The organism is Pseudomonas sp. Irchel s3f7 (assembly GCF_900187615.1).
Lineage (GTDB): Bacteria > Pseudomonadota > Gammaproteobacteria > Pseudomonadales > Pseudomonadaceae > Aquipseudomonas.
This window is the reverse complement of sequence record NZ_FYDO01000009.1, coordinates 172,707-188,422: the sequence shown is the minus strand read 5'-3', so window position 1 is coordinate 188,422 and position 15,716 is coordinate 172,707. Positions and strand designations below refer to the sequence as shown.

Genomic DNA, 15,716 nt, shown 5'->3' with positions numbered 1-15,716 from the left:
CACTGTTTTTTTTGATTATTGTTGCTCATCAGGGGGGCTGGCGCTTATGGCGCAAACCCGACGATGGCCGGAGAAACTGACAACTTTCATGGACCGGCCAAGGTGTCAGCGGCGGCATCAATAAACGTGCCGGGTGCCCCGCTTACGCATCGGGCAGTGCCAATACAACGCTCTAACGTGCTGATGTTTATCAGCTTTATATATTCAACCAGTGTCACTCAGGCCAAATGCCAAGCCGTTGTCAAAACATTCAAGGCTCAATCTGGTGCGTCATACTTTTTTTCAAACGCACGCATCAATCATAGACCCTGCACAAACAGCTGATTTCACTTAAGAAATCTTGACCATATTTCGTTCCTGTCAAGTGCGTCAAAATGGTGAGCGGCCTCACCATTTTGGTGAATTTAACTTTTAACGCTTATTTATCAATTAGTTAATAACTGAATAAGCTTATAAAAAATATTCTTGCCGATTCCATAAACTGCAGCTAGCGTTTAATCCTGACAGCGCTGACAGGAATTACTTGTTGGCACTTGCTTCATATAGAACATTTAGAACCGATATCAGTCGGTCATTGCCTGCGAGGAATCCGGAATGTCTCTGTTGATTCGTGGCGCTACCGTTATTACCCATGATGAAAGTTATCGCGCCGATGTGTATTGCGCAGACGGCGTGATCAAGGCCATCGGCGAAAACCTCGATATTCCCGCGGACGCCGAACGACTCGACGGCACCGGCCAATACCTGATGCCCGGCGGCATCGATCCACACACGCACATGCAACTGCCCTTCATGGGCACCGTGGCCAGCGAAGACTTTTTCAGTGGCACGGCGGCGGGACTGGCCGGTGGCACCACGTCGATCATCGATTTTGTGATTCCCAATCCGCAGCAATCCTTGATGGAAGCCTTCCATCAGTGGCGCGGCTGGGCTGAAAAATCGGCGTCCGACTATGGCTTTCATGTGGCGATCACCTGGTGGAGCGAACAGGTGCGCGAAGAGATGGCCGAGCTGGTCAGCCAACACGGCGTCAACAGCTTCAAGCATTTCATGGCCTACAAAAACGCGATCATGGCGGCCGATGACACGCTGGTGGCGAGTTTCGAGCGCTGCCTGGAACTGGGTGCCGTGCCGACCGTTCACGCGGAAAACGGCGAACTGGTTTATCACCTGCAACGCAAACTGATGACTCAGGGCATGACCGGGCCTGAAGCCCATCCGTTATCGCGTCCGTCGCAGGTGGAAGGTGAAGCGGCGAGTCGGGCGATCCGTATTGCCGAAACCCTCGGCACGCCGCTCTATCTGGTGCACGTCTCGACCAAGGAAGCCCTCGACGAAATCACCTATGCCCGTGCCAAGGGCCAACCGGTCTACGGCGAAGTCTTGGCCGGACATTTGCTGCTGGACGACAGCGTCTACCAGCACCCGGACTGGCAGACCGCTGCCGGTTATGTGATGAGCCCGCCGTTCCGTCCGCGCGGTCATCAGGAAGCACTCTGGCATGGCCTGCAAGCGGGCAACCTGCACACCACCGCCACCGATCACTGCTGTTTCTGCGCCGAGCAGAAAGCGGCCGGCAAAGACGATTTCAGCAAGATCCCCAACGGCACGGCCGGTATCGAGGACCGCATGGCCGTGCTTTGGGACGAAGGCGTCAACACCGGGCGCTTTTCGATGCAGCAATTCGTGGCGCTGACGTCGACCAATACCGCGAAGATCTTCAACCTTTACCCGCGCAAAGGGGCGATCCGTGTCGGTGCCGACGCCGATCTGGTGCTGTGGGACCCGCAGGGCACGCGAACCATTTCCGCCAAGACTCACCACCAGCAGGTCGACTTCAACATCTTCGAAGGCAAGACCGTGCGCGGTGTTCCGAGCCACACCATCAGCCAGGGCAAGATTGTCTGGGCCGATGGCGATCTGCGGGCCGAGCGCGGGGCCGGGCGGTATATCGAGCGGCCGGCGTACCCGGCGGTGTTTGATTTGCTGAACAAGCGGGCCGAGTTGAATCAGCCGGTTGCCGTGAAGCGCTGAGATCGGCCTTCGGCCTATCGCTGGCAAGCCAGCGCCTACAAGGGATCGCATTTCAAACTGTAGGAGCTGGCTTGCCAGCGAAGGCGTCCTCGCAGGCAACGAAAAACCAATGCCCATCAGAGGCAGCACCTCAAATAACCGTGAGGCCAATACCGTGATCAAGTCCCTGACCCACCTCCCGCATCCTTACGAGAATGCGGCCGCCCTCGCCGGCCATTTCACTGACCTGGCGCCACCGCTCAATGATCGCCAGGCGCACCTTGAAGCCTCGCGTTGCCTGTACTGCTACGACGCGCCCTGCGTGAACGCCTGCCCGAGCGAGATCGATATTCCCTCGTTCATCCGCAACATTCATCAGGACAACGTACAGGGCGCGGCGCAGACAATCCTCTCGGCCAATATTCTCGGCGGCAGTTGCGCCCGGGTCTGTCCGACGGAAATCCTTTGCCAGCAGGCCTGCGTGCGCAACAACGCCCACGAGTGCGCGCCGGTGTTGATCGGTCTGCTACAGCGCTATGCCGTGGACAACGCACACTTCAGCGAACACCCGTTTGCGCGTGCGGCGGCCACGGGTAAGCGCGTCGCCGTGGTCGGCGCCGGTCCTGCCGGTTTGTCCTGCGCCCACCGCAGTGCCATGCACGGGCATGAGGTGGTGATTTTCGAAGCACGGGAAAAGGCCGGTGGCCTCAACGAATACGGGATCGCCAAATACAAACTGGTGGACGATTACGCGCAGAAGGAGCTCGACTTCCTGCTGGAGATCGGCGGCATCGAAATCCGTCATGGGCAGAAACTTGGAGAGAACCTGACCCTCAGCGATCTGCATCAGCAATTCGACGCGGTGTTCCTCGGCCTCGGGCTCAACGCCAGCAAGCAACTGGGACTGGACCACGAAGACGCCCCCGGCTTGCTCGCCGCCACCGATTACATCCGCGAACTGCGCCAGGCCGATGACCTGACACAACTGCCACTGGCCGACCACTGCATCGTCCTCGGCGCAGGCAACACCGCCATCGACATGGCCGTGCAAATGGCCCGCCTCGGTGCGCACGACGTGAATCTGGTGTACCGCCGTGGCGTCGAGGACATGAGCGCCACTCACCACGAACAGGACATCGCCAAGGCCAATCAGGTGCGCCTGTTGACCTGGGCCCAACCCGAAGAAGTCCTGCTCGACGCCAACGGACAGGTGCGCGGCATGCGCTTCGCTCGTACGCAAATGGTCGACGGTCGTCTGCAAACCACCGGCGAAACTTTCGAACTGGCCGCCGATGCGATCTTCAAAGCCATCGGCCAGGCATTCGACAGCAGCGCCCTCACCGATCCGTTGGCCCGTGAACTCAAGCGCCAGGGCGAACGCATTGAAGTGGACGAAAATCTGCGCACCAGCATTCCCGGCGTGTATGCCGGAGGGGACTGCACCAGCCTCGATCAAGACCTGACCGTGCAAGCGGTGCAACATGGCAAACGCGCCGCCGAGGCGATCAATGCTCAACTGATGCTCAACGTGGAGGCTGCGTAAATGGCCGATCTGTCGATTGTCTTCGCTGGCATCAAATCGCCGAATCCGTTCTGGCTGGCCTCCGCGCCACCGACCGACAAGGCCTACAACGTGGTCCGCGCCTTCGAAGCCGGCTGGGGCGGCGTGATCTGGAAAACCCTGGGTGAAGACCCGGCGGCGGTGAACGTGTCGTCGCGCTACTCGGCGCATTTCGGCCCTAACCGAGAGGTTCTTGGTTTCAACAATATCGAGCTGATCACCGACCGCTCGCTGGAGATCAACCTGCGGGAAATCACCCAGGTCAAAAAGGACTGGCCGGACCGTGCGCTGATCGTGTCCTTGATGGTGCCGTGCGTCGAAGAATCCTGGAAGCAAATCCTGCCGCTGGTGGAGGCCACCGGCGCTGACGGCATCGAACTGAACTTCGGTTGCCCGCACGGCATGCCGGAACGGGGCATGGGCGCGGCAGTCGGCCAGGTGCCGGAGTATGTCGAACAGGTCACCCGCTGGTGCAAGACGTATTGCTCGCTACCGGTCATCGTCAAGCTCACACCGAACATCACCGACATCCGCGTCGCCGCCCGGGCGGCCCATCGCGGTGGCGCCGATGCGGTGTCGTTGATCAACACGATCAACTCGATCACCAGCGTCAACCTGGAACGCATGGTCGCCAACCCCATGGTTGGCAGCCAAAGCACCCACGGCGGTTATTGCGGTTCGGCGGTGAAGCCGATTGCCTTGAACATGGTCGCCGAAATCGCCCGTGACCCGCAGACACAAGGCCTGCCAATCAGCGGGATTGGCGGCATCGGCAACTGGCGCGATGCCGCGGAATTCATCGCGCTCGGCAGCGGCTCGGTGCAGGTGTGCACGGCGGCGATGCTGCATGGCTTCCGGATTGTCGAGGAGATGAAAGACGGCTTGTCGCGGTGGATGGACAGTCAGGGCTACGCCAGCATTTCAGAGTTCTCCGGGCGTGCGGTGGGCAATACCACGGACTGGAAGTACCTGGACATCAACTATCAGGTGATCGCGAAAATCGACCAGGAGGCGTGCATTGGTTGTGGTCGTTGTCATATCGCGTGTGAGGACACTTCGCACCAGGCTGTGGCCAGCCTGAAAATGCCCGATGGAACCCACCGCTATGAAGTGATCGAAGAGGAATGCGTGGGCTGCAATCTGTGCCAGATCACCTGCCCGGTGCAGGACTGTATCGAGATGGTGCCGATGGAGAATGGCAAGCCGTTTCTGGACTGGAATCATGATCCGAGGAACCCGTATCACGTTGTCGTGTGATTGCTGAAGATCAAAAGATCGCAGCCTCGTTTCACTCGACAGCTCCTACAGGATTGCGCGTTCCCTTGTAGGAGCTGTCGAGTGAAACGAGGCTGCGATCTTCTGTTTCAAGGTTCCAACCCAATCCCCCGCAAAATCACACTGGTCACCGTCTGTACGGCCTTCTCGAACTGCCTGTCCGACAGCGGCTGGTGGTCATTGAGGATATTCACTTGGTGATCGAAGTCGGCATAGTGCTGGGTCGAGGCCCAGATCATGTAGAGCAGGCTTGAAGGCTCTACCGGCAAGATGCGCTTGTCGTCGACCCACTGGCGGATTTTCGCTTCTTTCATCTTGGCCCAGTCGTACAGGCTGGCGTCCAGCGCCGTGCCCAAGGTCGGCGCACCGTGGATGATTTCGTTGGCCCAGACTTTCGAACCGTAGGGCCGGCTGCGCGAGTGGTTCATCTTGGCGCGGATATAGCTGCTGAGCACCACACGCGGATCGTCGAACATCTCGAAGCACATCGCGTCCTGCTTCCACACTTCCAGCAAGTCGAACAATACGGCGCTGTACAGCTCGGTCTTGGTGCTGAAGTAGTAATGCAGGTTGGAACGCGGCAGTTGCACTTCGGCGGCGATGTCAGCCATGGCAGTGCTGCCGAAGCCTTTTTCAGCGAAGACTTTTTCCGCCCCCAACAGGATTTTCTCGACGTTACTGCGACGAATCTCGATCTTGTGATTGCCCATGAGGGCTCCCTGACAACAGCGTTAAACAAGACTAGCATCCGCGATCCAAACGCGTTAACCCAGTAACTGACTCAACACCGCGCGCAACTTGCCCGGCTTCACCGGTTTGTTCAGCAGCGGTGCAGCGAGTCGTTCCAGGGAGCGCCGACATTGGTCGGTGCGGTCGGCGGTGATGATCACCGCGGGAATGTTCAGCTCGAAGTGCTCGCGCAAATGCCGGACCACCTCACAGCCAACCACGCCGTGGTCGAGGTGATAGTCCGCCAGAATCAATTCCGGGGCCTGCCCGCCCAACGCTGCCAGCGCCGACGCTTCATCGGTGGCCGTCACCACCTCGCAACCCCACTGGCCGAGCAGCGCGCTCATGCTGTCGAGGATGCTCACTTCATTGTCCAGCACCAGCAGGCGGCGCCCTGGCAACGGGTCGCCCGCCCCTGGCTGCGGCACCGCCTGGCTGACGGGCAATGGAACCTCGGCGGAAATCGGTACGTCGATGCTGAACATCGAACCGCGTCCCGGCGACGATTTCACACCGATGGCATAACCGAGAATCTTGGCGATGCGCTCGACTATCGCCAGCCCCAGGCCGACACCTTTGCGGTCGGCGGCGCGTCCGACGTCCAGTTGATTGAACTCCAGGAAGATCGAGTCGAGCCGATCTGCCGCGATCCCGCGCCCGGTGTCCCACACCTCGATGCGCAACATCTCGCCGCGACGCCTGGCCCCCAGCAGAATGCTGCCTTCTTCGGTATAGCGACAGGCATTGCTGAGGAAATTTCGCAGGATCCGCGTCATCAGGCGCAAGTCGGTATTGATCGCGTAATCGACCGCGTGCACGCGCAGGTTCAAGCCTTCCGCCTGGGCGACGGACTGGAACTCCGACACCAGCGGCCCGAACAACTCGTCGAGGCGATACGGCGCAACGTCCGGCTTGACCGCGGCCTGATCGAGCCGGGAAATATCGAGCAGATCCGTCAGCAGATCCTCAGCCCCTTCCAGCGCCTGGTGAGTGCGTTCCACCAGCACTTGTTCGGATGCCGGCAATTGGCGCTCGCGCAAAGTAGAGATCAGTAAACGTGCGGCGTTCAACGGTTGCAGCAAGTCGTGACTGGCGGCGGCGAGGTATTTATCCTTGCTGTGATTAGCCGCCTGCGCTGCGTCGCGGGCATGGCGCAAGGCCCTGGCGATCAATTTACGCTGGACGATCTGCTGCTGAAGATTACGATTGGCCTCGAGTAATTCATCGGTACGTGCTGCGACGCGCTGCTCTAGTTCATCGTTGAGCTGCTGCAAGTGTCGCTGAGCCTGTTTGCGCTCGGTGATGTCGGCGACAAATCCCTCGACCAGCTCTTCATGCCCCGGCTTGAGCAGCAGGTTCATCAGCACATCGATGTGGCTGCCATCCTTGCGGCGCAAACGGGTTTCATAGCTGTTCAGGCTACGTTCGCGGGTGAGGATTTCGCCGATGTGTTCCAGCTCCGGCGTGCCGTCGATAAACAGGTTGGCGGCCAGGTCCGTCAGGGAAAAAAGTACCTCCTGCGGATCCCTGTAGCCGAGCATATGGGCCAGCGCCGGATTGGCGGCGCGCATGCCATCGCGCAGGCTGGCCTGGAAGATGCCGTTCACCGCGTTTTCAAACAGCCATTTGTAGCGATTGCGCTCGGCCTCCAGTTCATCCAGGCGCGCAGCCAGCTCCGGGTAATGGCTCTTGCGGGCCGAATGATTGCCGAGTCCCAGCAGGCCGGTCAGCGCCCTTTGCTGTTCGTCAGAGGGCTTCGCCATACACGACCTCGACGTCACGCTGACTGGACTCACGCGGGTTGGTCAGGATGCACGGATCGTGCATCGCATGTTGCGACAGGAACGGAATGTCCGAGGTCCTGACCCCATGCAAACCAAGGGTTTCGTGGAAACCGATAGCGTGTTTCAACGCGATCAGGTGTTCAACCAGGCGCCCGCAAATCTGCCGGTGGTTCAGGCCTCGGCAATCGATGCCCAGCGTCTCGGCGATCACCTTGAAGCGATCCGGCGCCGAGTTGTAGTTGAACGCCACCACATGTTCCACCAATACCGCGTTGCACAAACCATGAGGCAGATCGAGAAAGCCGCCCAGACTATGGGACATGGCATGCACTGCGCCAAGGATCGCGTTGGAGAACGCCAACCCGGCCTGCATGCTGCCGAGCATGATTTTTTCGCGCAACGCAATGTCCGTCGGGTTGGCGATCATTTGCACCAGGTTGCCGTTGATCAGACGCATGGCTTCAAGCGCATGGGGATCGGTCAGCGGTCCGCTACCGGTGGAAACAAAGGCTTCGATGGCATGCACCAAGGCGTCGATGCCGGTACAGGCCGACAGGAACGGGTCCATGCTCAAGGTGGTTTCCGGGTCGATCAGCGAAACGTCCGGCACCACGGCCTTGCTGACAATGGAGAACTTCATGCGCTCCTGTTGGTTGGAAATGATCACGAATTGCGAGACATCGGCCGAGGTGCCGGCGGTGGTCGGAATCAGGATCAGCGGCGGGCTGGGCACGCGGATGGTGTCCACGCCTTCAAACTCAAGGATGCTGCGGCCATGGGCAACAACGATACCGATGCCTTTGCCACAATCCATCGGGCTGCCGCCACCGACGGCGACGATCACGTCGCAGTGGTTTTCCCGGTACAACTCGGCACCGCGCATCACTTCCTCCACCCGTGGGTTCGGTGAAACGTCGGTATACAGGCAGTACTCGATGCCCAGCGCTTGCAGGCTGGCCTCGACATCGGCGACCCAACCGGCGGCAACCACACCGGGGTCACTGACCACCAGGACCTTGCGTGCGCCAAAGGTCTTGGCGTAATTGCCGACACTGTGCCGGCTACCGGCGCCGAAGATGATTTCAGGGGACACGAATTTACGCAGCTGGTTGAGACTCTGGCTCATTGGTAAGCCTGTTTTTATTGTTTTGGAAGGTAGAAACCACACTAAACCATCCAGCTGTGAATGCAATCAGACCAAGGTCATTGGCCCAGCCACAGATCACTGTAGGAGCAAGCTTGCTCGCGATAGCGGTTTAACATTCAGCTCTATGTTGACTGACACTCCGCCATCGCGAGCAGGCTCGCTCCTACAGGGGATTTTTGTCGTTGGGCTAGCCGCGATAGATCAGCTGCGAAGCCTTCGCATTGCGCAGCGTCAGGTGTTCGATCCCCTGCCCCGGTTCCTCGGCTTCTTCACGGGCCTTGAGGATCACCCCGTGGTGCGGCGACTTGCTGCACACCGGGTCGGCATTGCTGGCATCGCCGGTCAGCATGAAGGCCTGGCAGCGGCACCCGCCCAGATCCTTGTGCTTTTCATCGCAGGAGCGGCACGGTTCCTTCATCCAGTCATCGCCGCGAAATCGATTGAAACCGAAGGACTCGTTCCAGATGTACTCGATACCGTGATCGCGCACGTTGGGAAACGCTACCGGCAACTGCCGCGCACTGTGGCAAGGCAAGGCCGTGCCGTCGGGGGTGATGTCGAGAAACAGGTTGGCCCAGCCGTTCATGCAGGTTTTGGGACGTTCTTCGTAGTAGTCCGGGGTGACGAAGATCAACTTGCACGGATGGCCCTGGGCTTCAAGGCGTTCGCGGTATTCATTAGTGATGCGCTCGGCACGCTGCAACTGCTCGCGGGTGGGCAACAGGCCGACGCGATTCAGTTCGGCCCAGCCATAGAATTGGCACGTGGCCAACTCGACGAAATCCGCTTCCAGTTCCAGGCACAAGTCGATGATCTGCGCGATCCGGTCGATGTTGTGCCGATGAGTGACAAAGTTCAGCACCATCGGATAGCCCTGGGCTTTCACCGCACGGGCCATGGCGAGCTTCTGGGCAAAGGCTTTGCGCGAACCGGCGAGCATGTTGTTCACCTCCTCGTCGGCAGCCTGGAAACTGATCTGGATATGGTCCAGCCCGGCCACCTTGAAGTCGCGCACTTTCTGCTCGGTCAGGCCGATACCGGAGGTGATCAGATTGGTGTAGTAACCCATGTCCCGTGCGGCTTTGATCAGCTCGGCCAGGTCCTGACGCACCAGCGGTTCGCCACCGGAAAAGCCCAATTGCGCGGCCCCCATCTCTCGGGCTTCGCGGAATACGCGAATCCATTCTTGCGTGCTCAGCTCCTCACCGTGCCGGGCGAAATCCAGTGGGTTGGAGCAATACGGACATTGCAACGGGCAGCGATAAGTCAGTTCTGCCAGAAGCCATAAGGGTGGTCCCGGTGGCACGTCACTCGATCCAGAACTGCGCATGCGCCACCTCCAGGAATGCCAGGACGTCTTCGTCGATCCCCGGCACGCCGGGAAACACCGTGGTTAATTGTTCAATGATGCTTGCAACGCTGCGCTGGCCGTTGATCAGGCCAAGAATCTGCCCGGCACTGGCGTTGAGTTTGATCATACCTTCGGGGTACAGCAGCACATGACAGTCCTGACGTGGCTCCCATTGCAGGCGAAAACCGCGACGCAAGGCCGGTGACTGCTGGCGATTGATCAGGCTCACAGGGCGATCCCCCGATGCCAGACGTTGTCGCTGGTGACCGTGTGATACGGCGGGCGTTCGAGTTCGTAGGCCATGCTCATGGCATCGAGCATGCTCCACAGTACGTCGAGTTTGAATTGCAGGATTTCCAGCATGCGTTGTTGCCCCTCGGCGGTCACGTAGTGCGCCAGCGTAATGCGCAAACCATGCTCGACATCGCGCCGTGCCTGGCTCAGACGGGTGCGGAAATAGTCGTAGCCGGCGACGTCGATCCACGGGTAGTGAGTCGGCCAGGCGTCGAGTCGCGATTGATGGATCTGCGGCGCGAACAACTCGGTCAGCGAGCTGCTGGCCGCTTCCTGCCAACAGGCGCGACGGGCGAAATTGACGTAGGCGTCCACGGCGAACCGAACGCCGGGCAGCACCAACTCCTGAGACAGAATCTGCTCGCGATCCAGCCCCACCGCTTCACCCAGGCGCAGCCAGGCTTCGATGCCGCCCTCGCTGCCGGGGACGCCGTCGTGGTCGAGAATCCGTTGCAGCCATTCCCGGCGCACGTCGCGGTCCGGGCAGTTGGCGAGGATCGCGGCGTCTTTCAGGGGGATATTGACCTGATAGTAGAAGCGGTTGGCGACCCAGCCCTGGATCTGCTCGCGGCTGGCGCGGCCGACGTACATGGCTTGGTGGAATGGGTGGTGGATGTGGTAGTAGACGCCCTTGGCGCGCAGGGCCTGCTCGAATTCGCTTGGGGTCATGGGGGTGTCGGTCATTGCGGGTCTCCGGGGAATCTGCTGTGTCTGGTCTGGCCTCATCGCTGGCTACAACACAATGCTCATGCCGTCATAAGCCACTTCAATCCCCCGTCGCTCCAGCAAGGCCCGCTCGGCCGAGTCTTCATCGAGGATCGGATTGGTGTTGTTGATGTGGATCAGCACCTTGCGCTGGCGGTTGAAACCCTCGAGCACTTCGAGCATCCCGCCAGGGCCGCTTTGTGCGAGGTGCCCCATGTCGCTGCCCAGGCTCTGGCCGACTTCGCAGATACGCATTTCGTCGTCGCGCCATAGCGTGCCGTCCAGCAGCAGGCAATCGGCACGCTGCATCCAGCCCAGCACTTCATCGTCGATTTGCCCAAGGCCCGGCGCGTAGAACAGCGAGGCGCCGTTGCGCCGGTCTTCAATGAACAAGCCAATGGTGTCGCCCGGTTGCGGGTTGCCACGATTGGGCGAATACGGCGGCGCGTTGCTCACCAGGGGAATCGCGCGAAATTGCAAATGTTCGCAGGCCGGGATGCTGAACGGCTGACGCTCAAGACCGATCGGCTGCCATTGCAACCCACCGTTCCAGTGTCCGAGCATGTTGAACAGCGGGAAACCGCTGCTCAGGTCCTGATGCACGCGCTCGGTGCACCACACGTCATGCGGGCAACCTTCACGCAGGCTGAGCAAACCGGTGCAATGGTCGATCTGGCTGTCCAGCAGCACGATGCCGGCGATGGCGCTGTCCCGCAGGCGCCGTGCCGGTTGCAGTGGCGCAAAACTTTCGAGTTGCGCACGAATATCCGGGGAAGCATTACACAGCACCCACTCCACACCGTCGTCACTCAGGGCAATCGACGACTGCGTACGACGTTGTGCCCGCAGGCTGCCATTGCGCACACCGGCGCACTGGCGGCAGTTGCAGTTCCACTGCGGAAAACCACCGCCAGCGGCGGAACCGAGAATACGGATGTGCATGGCGGATGCTCCAGAAGGCAGGCCCGGCCAACGCAGCGGCTGGCCGGGTGATCAATCAACGGTTGGCGAAATACATCGTCACTTCGAAGCCAATGCGCAGATCGGTAAACGCGGGTTTAGTCCACATGGGTCATTCCTCTTCTTGTGCCCGGGTGATTCCGGTAGAGCCATTAATGCACGGGGCGTTGAGTGCCCGAATGCTACTTTCGAAGGAGTTGGCGGGGTGATTTGGTAGGGGGTATGCGCGGTGTCAGATACAGCCATTCGCTGGCAAGCCAGCTCCTACAGGTATTGCGCATTCCTGTAGGAGCTGGCTTGCCAGCGAACGCCGTTACCCGATTTCGAGTCGGGTTAGAAGAAGCCCAGCGGATTGATGTCGTAGCTCACCAGCAGGTTTTTGGTCTGCTGATAGTGATCGAGCATCATCTTGTGGTTTTCGCGACCGACGCCGGACTTCTTGTAGCCGCCGAACGCGGCATGCGCCGGGTACAGGTGGTAGCAGTTGGTCCACACGCGCCCGGCCTTGATCGCCCGGCCCATGCGATAGGCGCGGTTGATGTCGCGGGTCCACAGGCCGGCGCCAAGGCCGAACTCGCTGTCGTTGGCAATCGCCAGGGCTTCGGCTTCGTCCTTGAAGGTGGTGATACCGACCACCGGGCCGAAGATTTCTTCCTGGAACACACGCATCTTGTTGTGTCCCTTGAGCAGGGTCGGCTGGATGTAGTAACCGCTGGAGAGGTCGCCCTCAAGACGTTCGGCGGCGCCGCCGGTGAGCAGTTCGGCGCCCTCCTCCTGGGCGATGGTCAGGTACGAGAGAATCTTGTCGTACTGCTGCTCGGACGCCTGGGCGCCGACCATGGTCTCGGTGTCCAGCGGGTTGCCGCGCTTGATCTTGACGATCTTCTTCATCACCTCGGCCATGAACGGCTCGTAGATCGATTCCTGAACCAGCGCCCGGGACGGGCAGGTGCAGACTTCGCCCTGATTGAAGAACGCCAGCACCAGGCCTTCGGCGGCTTTTTCGATGAACGCAGGTTCGGCGTTCATGATGTCTTCGAAGAAGATGTTCGGCGACTTGCCGCCCAGCTCGACGGTGCTCGGGATGATGTTCTCGGCGGCGCAATGCATGATGTGCGCGCCGACCGGGGTCGAGCCGGTGAAGGCGATCTTGGCGATGCGCTTGCTGGTGGCCAGGGCTTCGCCGGCTTCGCGACCGAAACCCTGGACGATGTTCAGCACGCCCGCTGGCAGCAAGTCTGCAATCAGTTCGGCGAAGACCATGATCGACAGCGGCGTTTGCTCGGCAGGCTTGAGCACGATGCAGTTACCGGCGGCCAAGGCCGGGGCGAGTTTCCAGGCGGCCATCAGTAGCGGGAAGTTCCACGGAATGATCTGCCCGACCACACCCAGCGGTTCGTGGAAGTGATAGGCCGTGGTCAGTTCATTGATCTCGGCAGCGCCGCCTTCCTGAGCGCGGATGCAGCCGGCGAAGTAACGGAAATGGTCAGCCGCCAGCGGCACGTCGGCGTTCAGGGTTTCGCGCACGGCCTTGCCGTTGTCCCAGGTTTCGGTGACAGCGAGCACTTCGAGGTTCTGCTCGATGCGGTCAGCGATTTTCAGCAGCACCAGCGAGCGGTCCTGGGCCGAAGTCTTGCCCCAGGCATCTGCAGCGGCATGGGCGGCGTCGAGGGCCTTTTCAATGTCCGCGGCGCTGGAGCGCGGGAACTCGGCGATCACTTCACCGTTGACCGGCGAGGTGTTGGTGAAGTACTCGCCATTGACCGGGGCGACAAACTCGCCACCGATGAAGTTGCCGTAGCGCGGTTTGAAGGTAACGATGGCGCCTGGTGTTCCGGGTTGTGCATAGATCATGGTGGGCCTCTGTCTGGGTCGATGCCTGTCGTACTGACAGGCGATGAACCGATACTAGAGAGCCCCGCGCGCCGAACGAATGCATCGTTGGCAGGAGGGGCTCTCGTTATTTGGTCGTAGATTTCACACAGATCACTGTAGGAGCGAGCCTGCTCGCGATGAGCCCGAGAACGCCACGGGGTATCAGGTTTCAAGCGTTATCGTTGACGACCATCGTCGGAACGCCGCCCGGAGCAGGCTTGCTCCTACAGGTTTAATGTTTGGCCACGAGGTCCTTCGGCAGTTTGAAGGTCCAGAGCATGCCGCCCTGGTTGAAGTCCTTCACGCGCTTGGCCACTTCGCCGCCCCACAGCGGTACCGCGCCGCCCCAGCCGGAGAGCACCGAGACGTACTGTTCACCGTCCATTTCCCAGGTCACGGGCGAGCCGAGTACGCCGGAACCGGTCTGGAATTCCCAGACCTTCTCGCCGGTCTTGGCGTTGAACGCCTGCAGGAACCCTTCCGGCGTGCCGGTGAAGACCAGATTGCCCTTGGTGGTCAGCACCCCGCCCCACAGCGGCGCGTAGTTCTTGTGGCGCCAGACTTCCTTGCCGGTTTTCGGGTCAATGGCACGCAGCACGCCGATGTAGTCTTCGTTCAACGGCTTGATGGTGAAACCGGCGCCGAGGAATGCCGCGCCTTTCTTGTAGGCGATGCCTTCGTTCCAGATGTCCATGCCCCACTCGTTGGACGGCACATAGAACAGCCCGGTGTCTTTGTTGTAAGCCATCGGCATCCAGTTTTTCGCACCGAGGAATGCCGGCGCGACGAAGACCGAACTGCCCTTGACTTCGGAACCCGGAGCACCGGGACGGCCGGCTTCGTTGTAGATCGGCCGGCCGTTCTTATCCAGACCGGTGGCCCAGGTGATCTTGTCCACGAACGGGAAGCCACGGATGAATTTGCCGTTGGTGCGGTCGAGCACGTAGAAGAAACCGTTACGGTCGGCAGTGGCCGCTGCCTTGATTTCCTTGCCGCCTTCGCTGTAGTTGAACGACACCAGTTCGTTCACGCCGTCGTAGTCCCAACCGTCGTGTGGCGTGCTCTGGAAGTGCCATTTGATAGTGCCGTCGTCCGGGTTGAGCGCCAGGCGCGACGAAGAGTAGAGGTTATCACCTGGGCGCAGGTGCGAGTTCCACGGCGCCGGGTTACCGGTACCGAACAGCAGCAGGTTGGTTTCCGGGTCGTAGTAACCGCCAAGCCAAGGGGCTGCGCCGCCGGTTTTCCAGAGATCGCCCGGCCAGGTCTTGCCCGCCTCGCCGCCGGAGATACCGTTCTCCACCGCTTTGCCGTCCTTGTAGACGAAGCCCATGTGGCCCTCGACCGTAGGACGGGTCCACAGCAAATCACCGTTTTTCGGATCGTAGGCTTCGATCTTGCCCACCACGCCGAACTCGCCACCGGCCACGCCCGTAATCAGCTTGCCGTTGATCACCAGCGGTGCGGCGCTGATGGAGTAGCCTTCCTTGTGGTCGGCGACTTTCTTGCTCCACACCACCTTGCCGGTGTCCTTGTTCAACGCAACGAGCTTGGCGTCGAGGGTGCCGAAAATCACCAGGTCGCCATACAGCGCTACGCCACGGTTGATCACGTCACAGCACGGACGGATGTCATCGGGCAGGCGCGCATCGTATTGCCAGAGTTTCTTGCCGGTGCGTGCGTCCACGGCAAACACCCGCGAGTAGGAGCCGGTCATGTACATCACGCCGTCCTTGACCATCGGCTGCGCCTGCTGGCCGCGCTGCTTTTCGCCGCCGAAAGAAAACGCCCACGCCGGGCGCAGTTCCTTGACGTTGTCGACGTTGAGAATGTCCAGCGGGCTGTAGCGCTGCCCCTGGACACCCAGGCCATTGGTCACGACCTGTTCGGGGTTTTTCGGGTCCTGGAGAATGTCCTGGTCGGAAACCCCGGCCAATGCCTGGCCGGACAACAGCATGGCACTGAGCAGCAGGCTCAAGACGAAGGGCTGGCGACGTGCGGGTTGGGTCATGACGGCTTCCTCTG

Annotated in this window: 13 protein-coding genes; 3 read left to right on the top strand and 10 right to left on the bottom strand. The window is 60.4% G+C overall.

All coding sequences use genetic code 11. The features are described from left to right. The first annotated feature begins 594 nt into the window (after positions 1 to 594). The 3 genes from hydA to preA all read left to right on the top strand — a co-directional run bounded on the left by hydA (position 595) and on the right by preA (position 4,831). Entirely contained in the window at positions 595 to 2,034 is a 1,440-nt protein-coding gene (hydA, locus tag CKW19_RS10375) for a dihydropyrimidinase (protein ID WP_095057824.1), read from the top strand. 154 nt (positions 2,035 to 2,188) lie between these two features. Then, entirely contained in the window at positions 2,189 to 3,556 is a 1,368-nt protein-coding gene (locus CKW19_RS10370) for an NAD(P)-dependent oxidoreductase (RefSeq protein ID WP_095057837.1), read from the top strand. Then, on the top strand, positions 3,557 to 4,831 hold the full coding sequence (gene preA, locus CKW19_RS10365) for an NAD-dependent dihydropyrimidine dehydrogenase subunit PreA (protein ID WP_095057823.1): 1,275 nt from the start codon (positions 3,557 to 3,559) through the stop codon (positions 4,829 to 4,831). 107 nt (positions 4,832 to 4,938) lie between these two features. Here preA and CKW19_RS10360 read toward each other — a convergent pair whose 3' ends face one another. The 10 genes from CKW19_RS10360 to CKW19_RS10315 form a co-directional block, all read right to left on the bottom strand. Then, entirely contained in the window at positions 4,939 to 5,559 is a 621-nt protein-coding gene (locus tag CKW19_RS10360; protein WP_095057822.1) for a TetR/AcrR family transcriptional regulator, read from the bottom strand. Between the two features lie 54 nt (positions 5,560 to 5,613). Beyond that, complete coding sequence (locus CKW19_RS10355; RefSeq protein WP_095057821.1) at positions 5,614 to 7,341, bottom strand: NahK/ErcS family hybrid sensor histidine kinase/response regulator; 1,728 nt, start codon at positions 7,339 to 7,341, stop codon at positions 5,614 to 5,616. Further along, positions 7,325 to 8,488 (bottom strand): alcohol dehydrogenase-like regulatory protein ErcA, encoded by a 1,164-nt coding sequence (gene ercA / locus CKW19_RS10350; RefSeq protein ID WP_095057820.1) that lies wholly within the window; start codon positions 8,486 to 8,488, stop codon positions 7,325 to 7,327. The genes CKW19_RS10355 and ercA overlap by 17 nt, the downstream gene beginning before the upstream one ends. Before the next feature lie 208 nt (positions 8,489 to 8,696). Continuing rightward, on the bottom strand, positions 8,697 to 9,839 hold the full coding sequence (gene pqqE / locus CKW19_RS10345; protein WP_095057819.1) for a pyrroloquinoline quinone biosynthesis protein PqqE: 1,143 nt from the start codon (positions 9,837 to 9,839) through the stop codon (positions 8,697 to 8,699). Next, on the bottom strand, positions 9,817 to 10,089 hold the full coding sequence (gene pqqD, locus CKW19_RS10340; RefSeq protein WP_095057818.1) for a pyrroloquinoline quinone biosynthesis peptide chaperone PqqD: 273 nt from the start codon (positions 10,087 to 10,089) through the stop codon (positions 9,817 to 9,819). The genes pqqE and pqqD overlap by 23 nt, the downstream gene beginning before the upstream one ends. Next, positions 10,086 to 10,838, bottom strand: coding sequence for a pyrroloquinoline-quinone synthase PqqC (gene pqqC / locus CKW19_RS10335; RefSeq protein ID WP_095057817.1), 753 nt, complete (start codon positions 10,836 to 10,838; stop codon positions 10,086 to 10,088). Before pqqC ends, pqqD begins: the two co-directional genes overlap by 4 nt. 48 nt (positions 10,839 to 10,886) lie before the next feature. Beyond that, the gene (gene pqqB / locus CKW19_RS10330) at positions 10,887 to 11,801 is read right to left on the bottom strand and encodes a pyrroloquinoline quinone biosynthesis protein PqqB (RefSeq protein WP_095057816.1); all 915 of its coding nucleotides are present in this window, start codon (positions 11,799 to 11,801) and stop codon (positions 10,887 to 10,889) included. 55 nt (positions 11,802 to 11,856) lie between these two features. Further along, complete coding sequence (gene pqqA, locus CKW19_RS10325) at positions 11,857 to 11,928, bottom strand: pyrroloquinoline quinone precursor peptide PqqA (RefSeq protein ID WP_003253598.1); 72 nt, start codon at positions 11,926 to 11,928, stop codon at positions 11,857 to 11,859. Positions 11,929 to 12,152: 224 nt separating this feature from the next. Beyond that, a complete protein-coding gene (locus tag CKW19_RS10320; RefSeq protein ID WP_095057815.1) occupies positions 12,153 to 13,673 on the bottom strand; it encodes an aldehyde dehydrogenase family protein in 1,521 nt (506 codons plus the stop codon). 253 nt (positions 13,674 to 13,926) lie between these two features. Beyond that, a complete protein-coding gene (locus tag CKW19_RS10315) occupies positions 13,927 to 15,702 on the bottom strand; it encodes a PQQ-dependent methanol/ethanol family dehydrogenase (RefSeq protein WP_095057814.1) in 1,776 nt (591 codons plus the stop codon). Between the last annotated feature and the right edge of the window lie 14 nt (positions 15,703 to 15,716).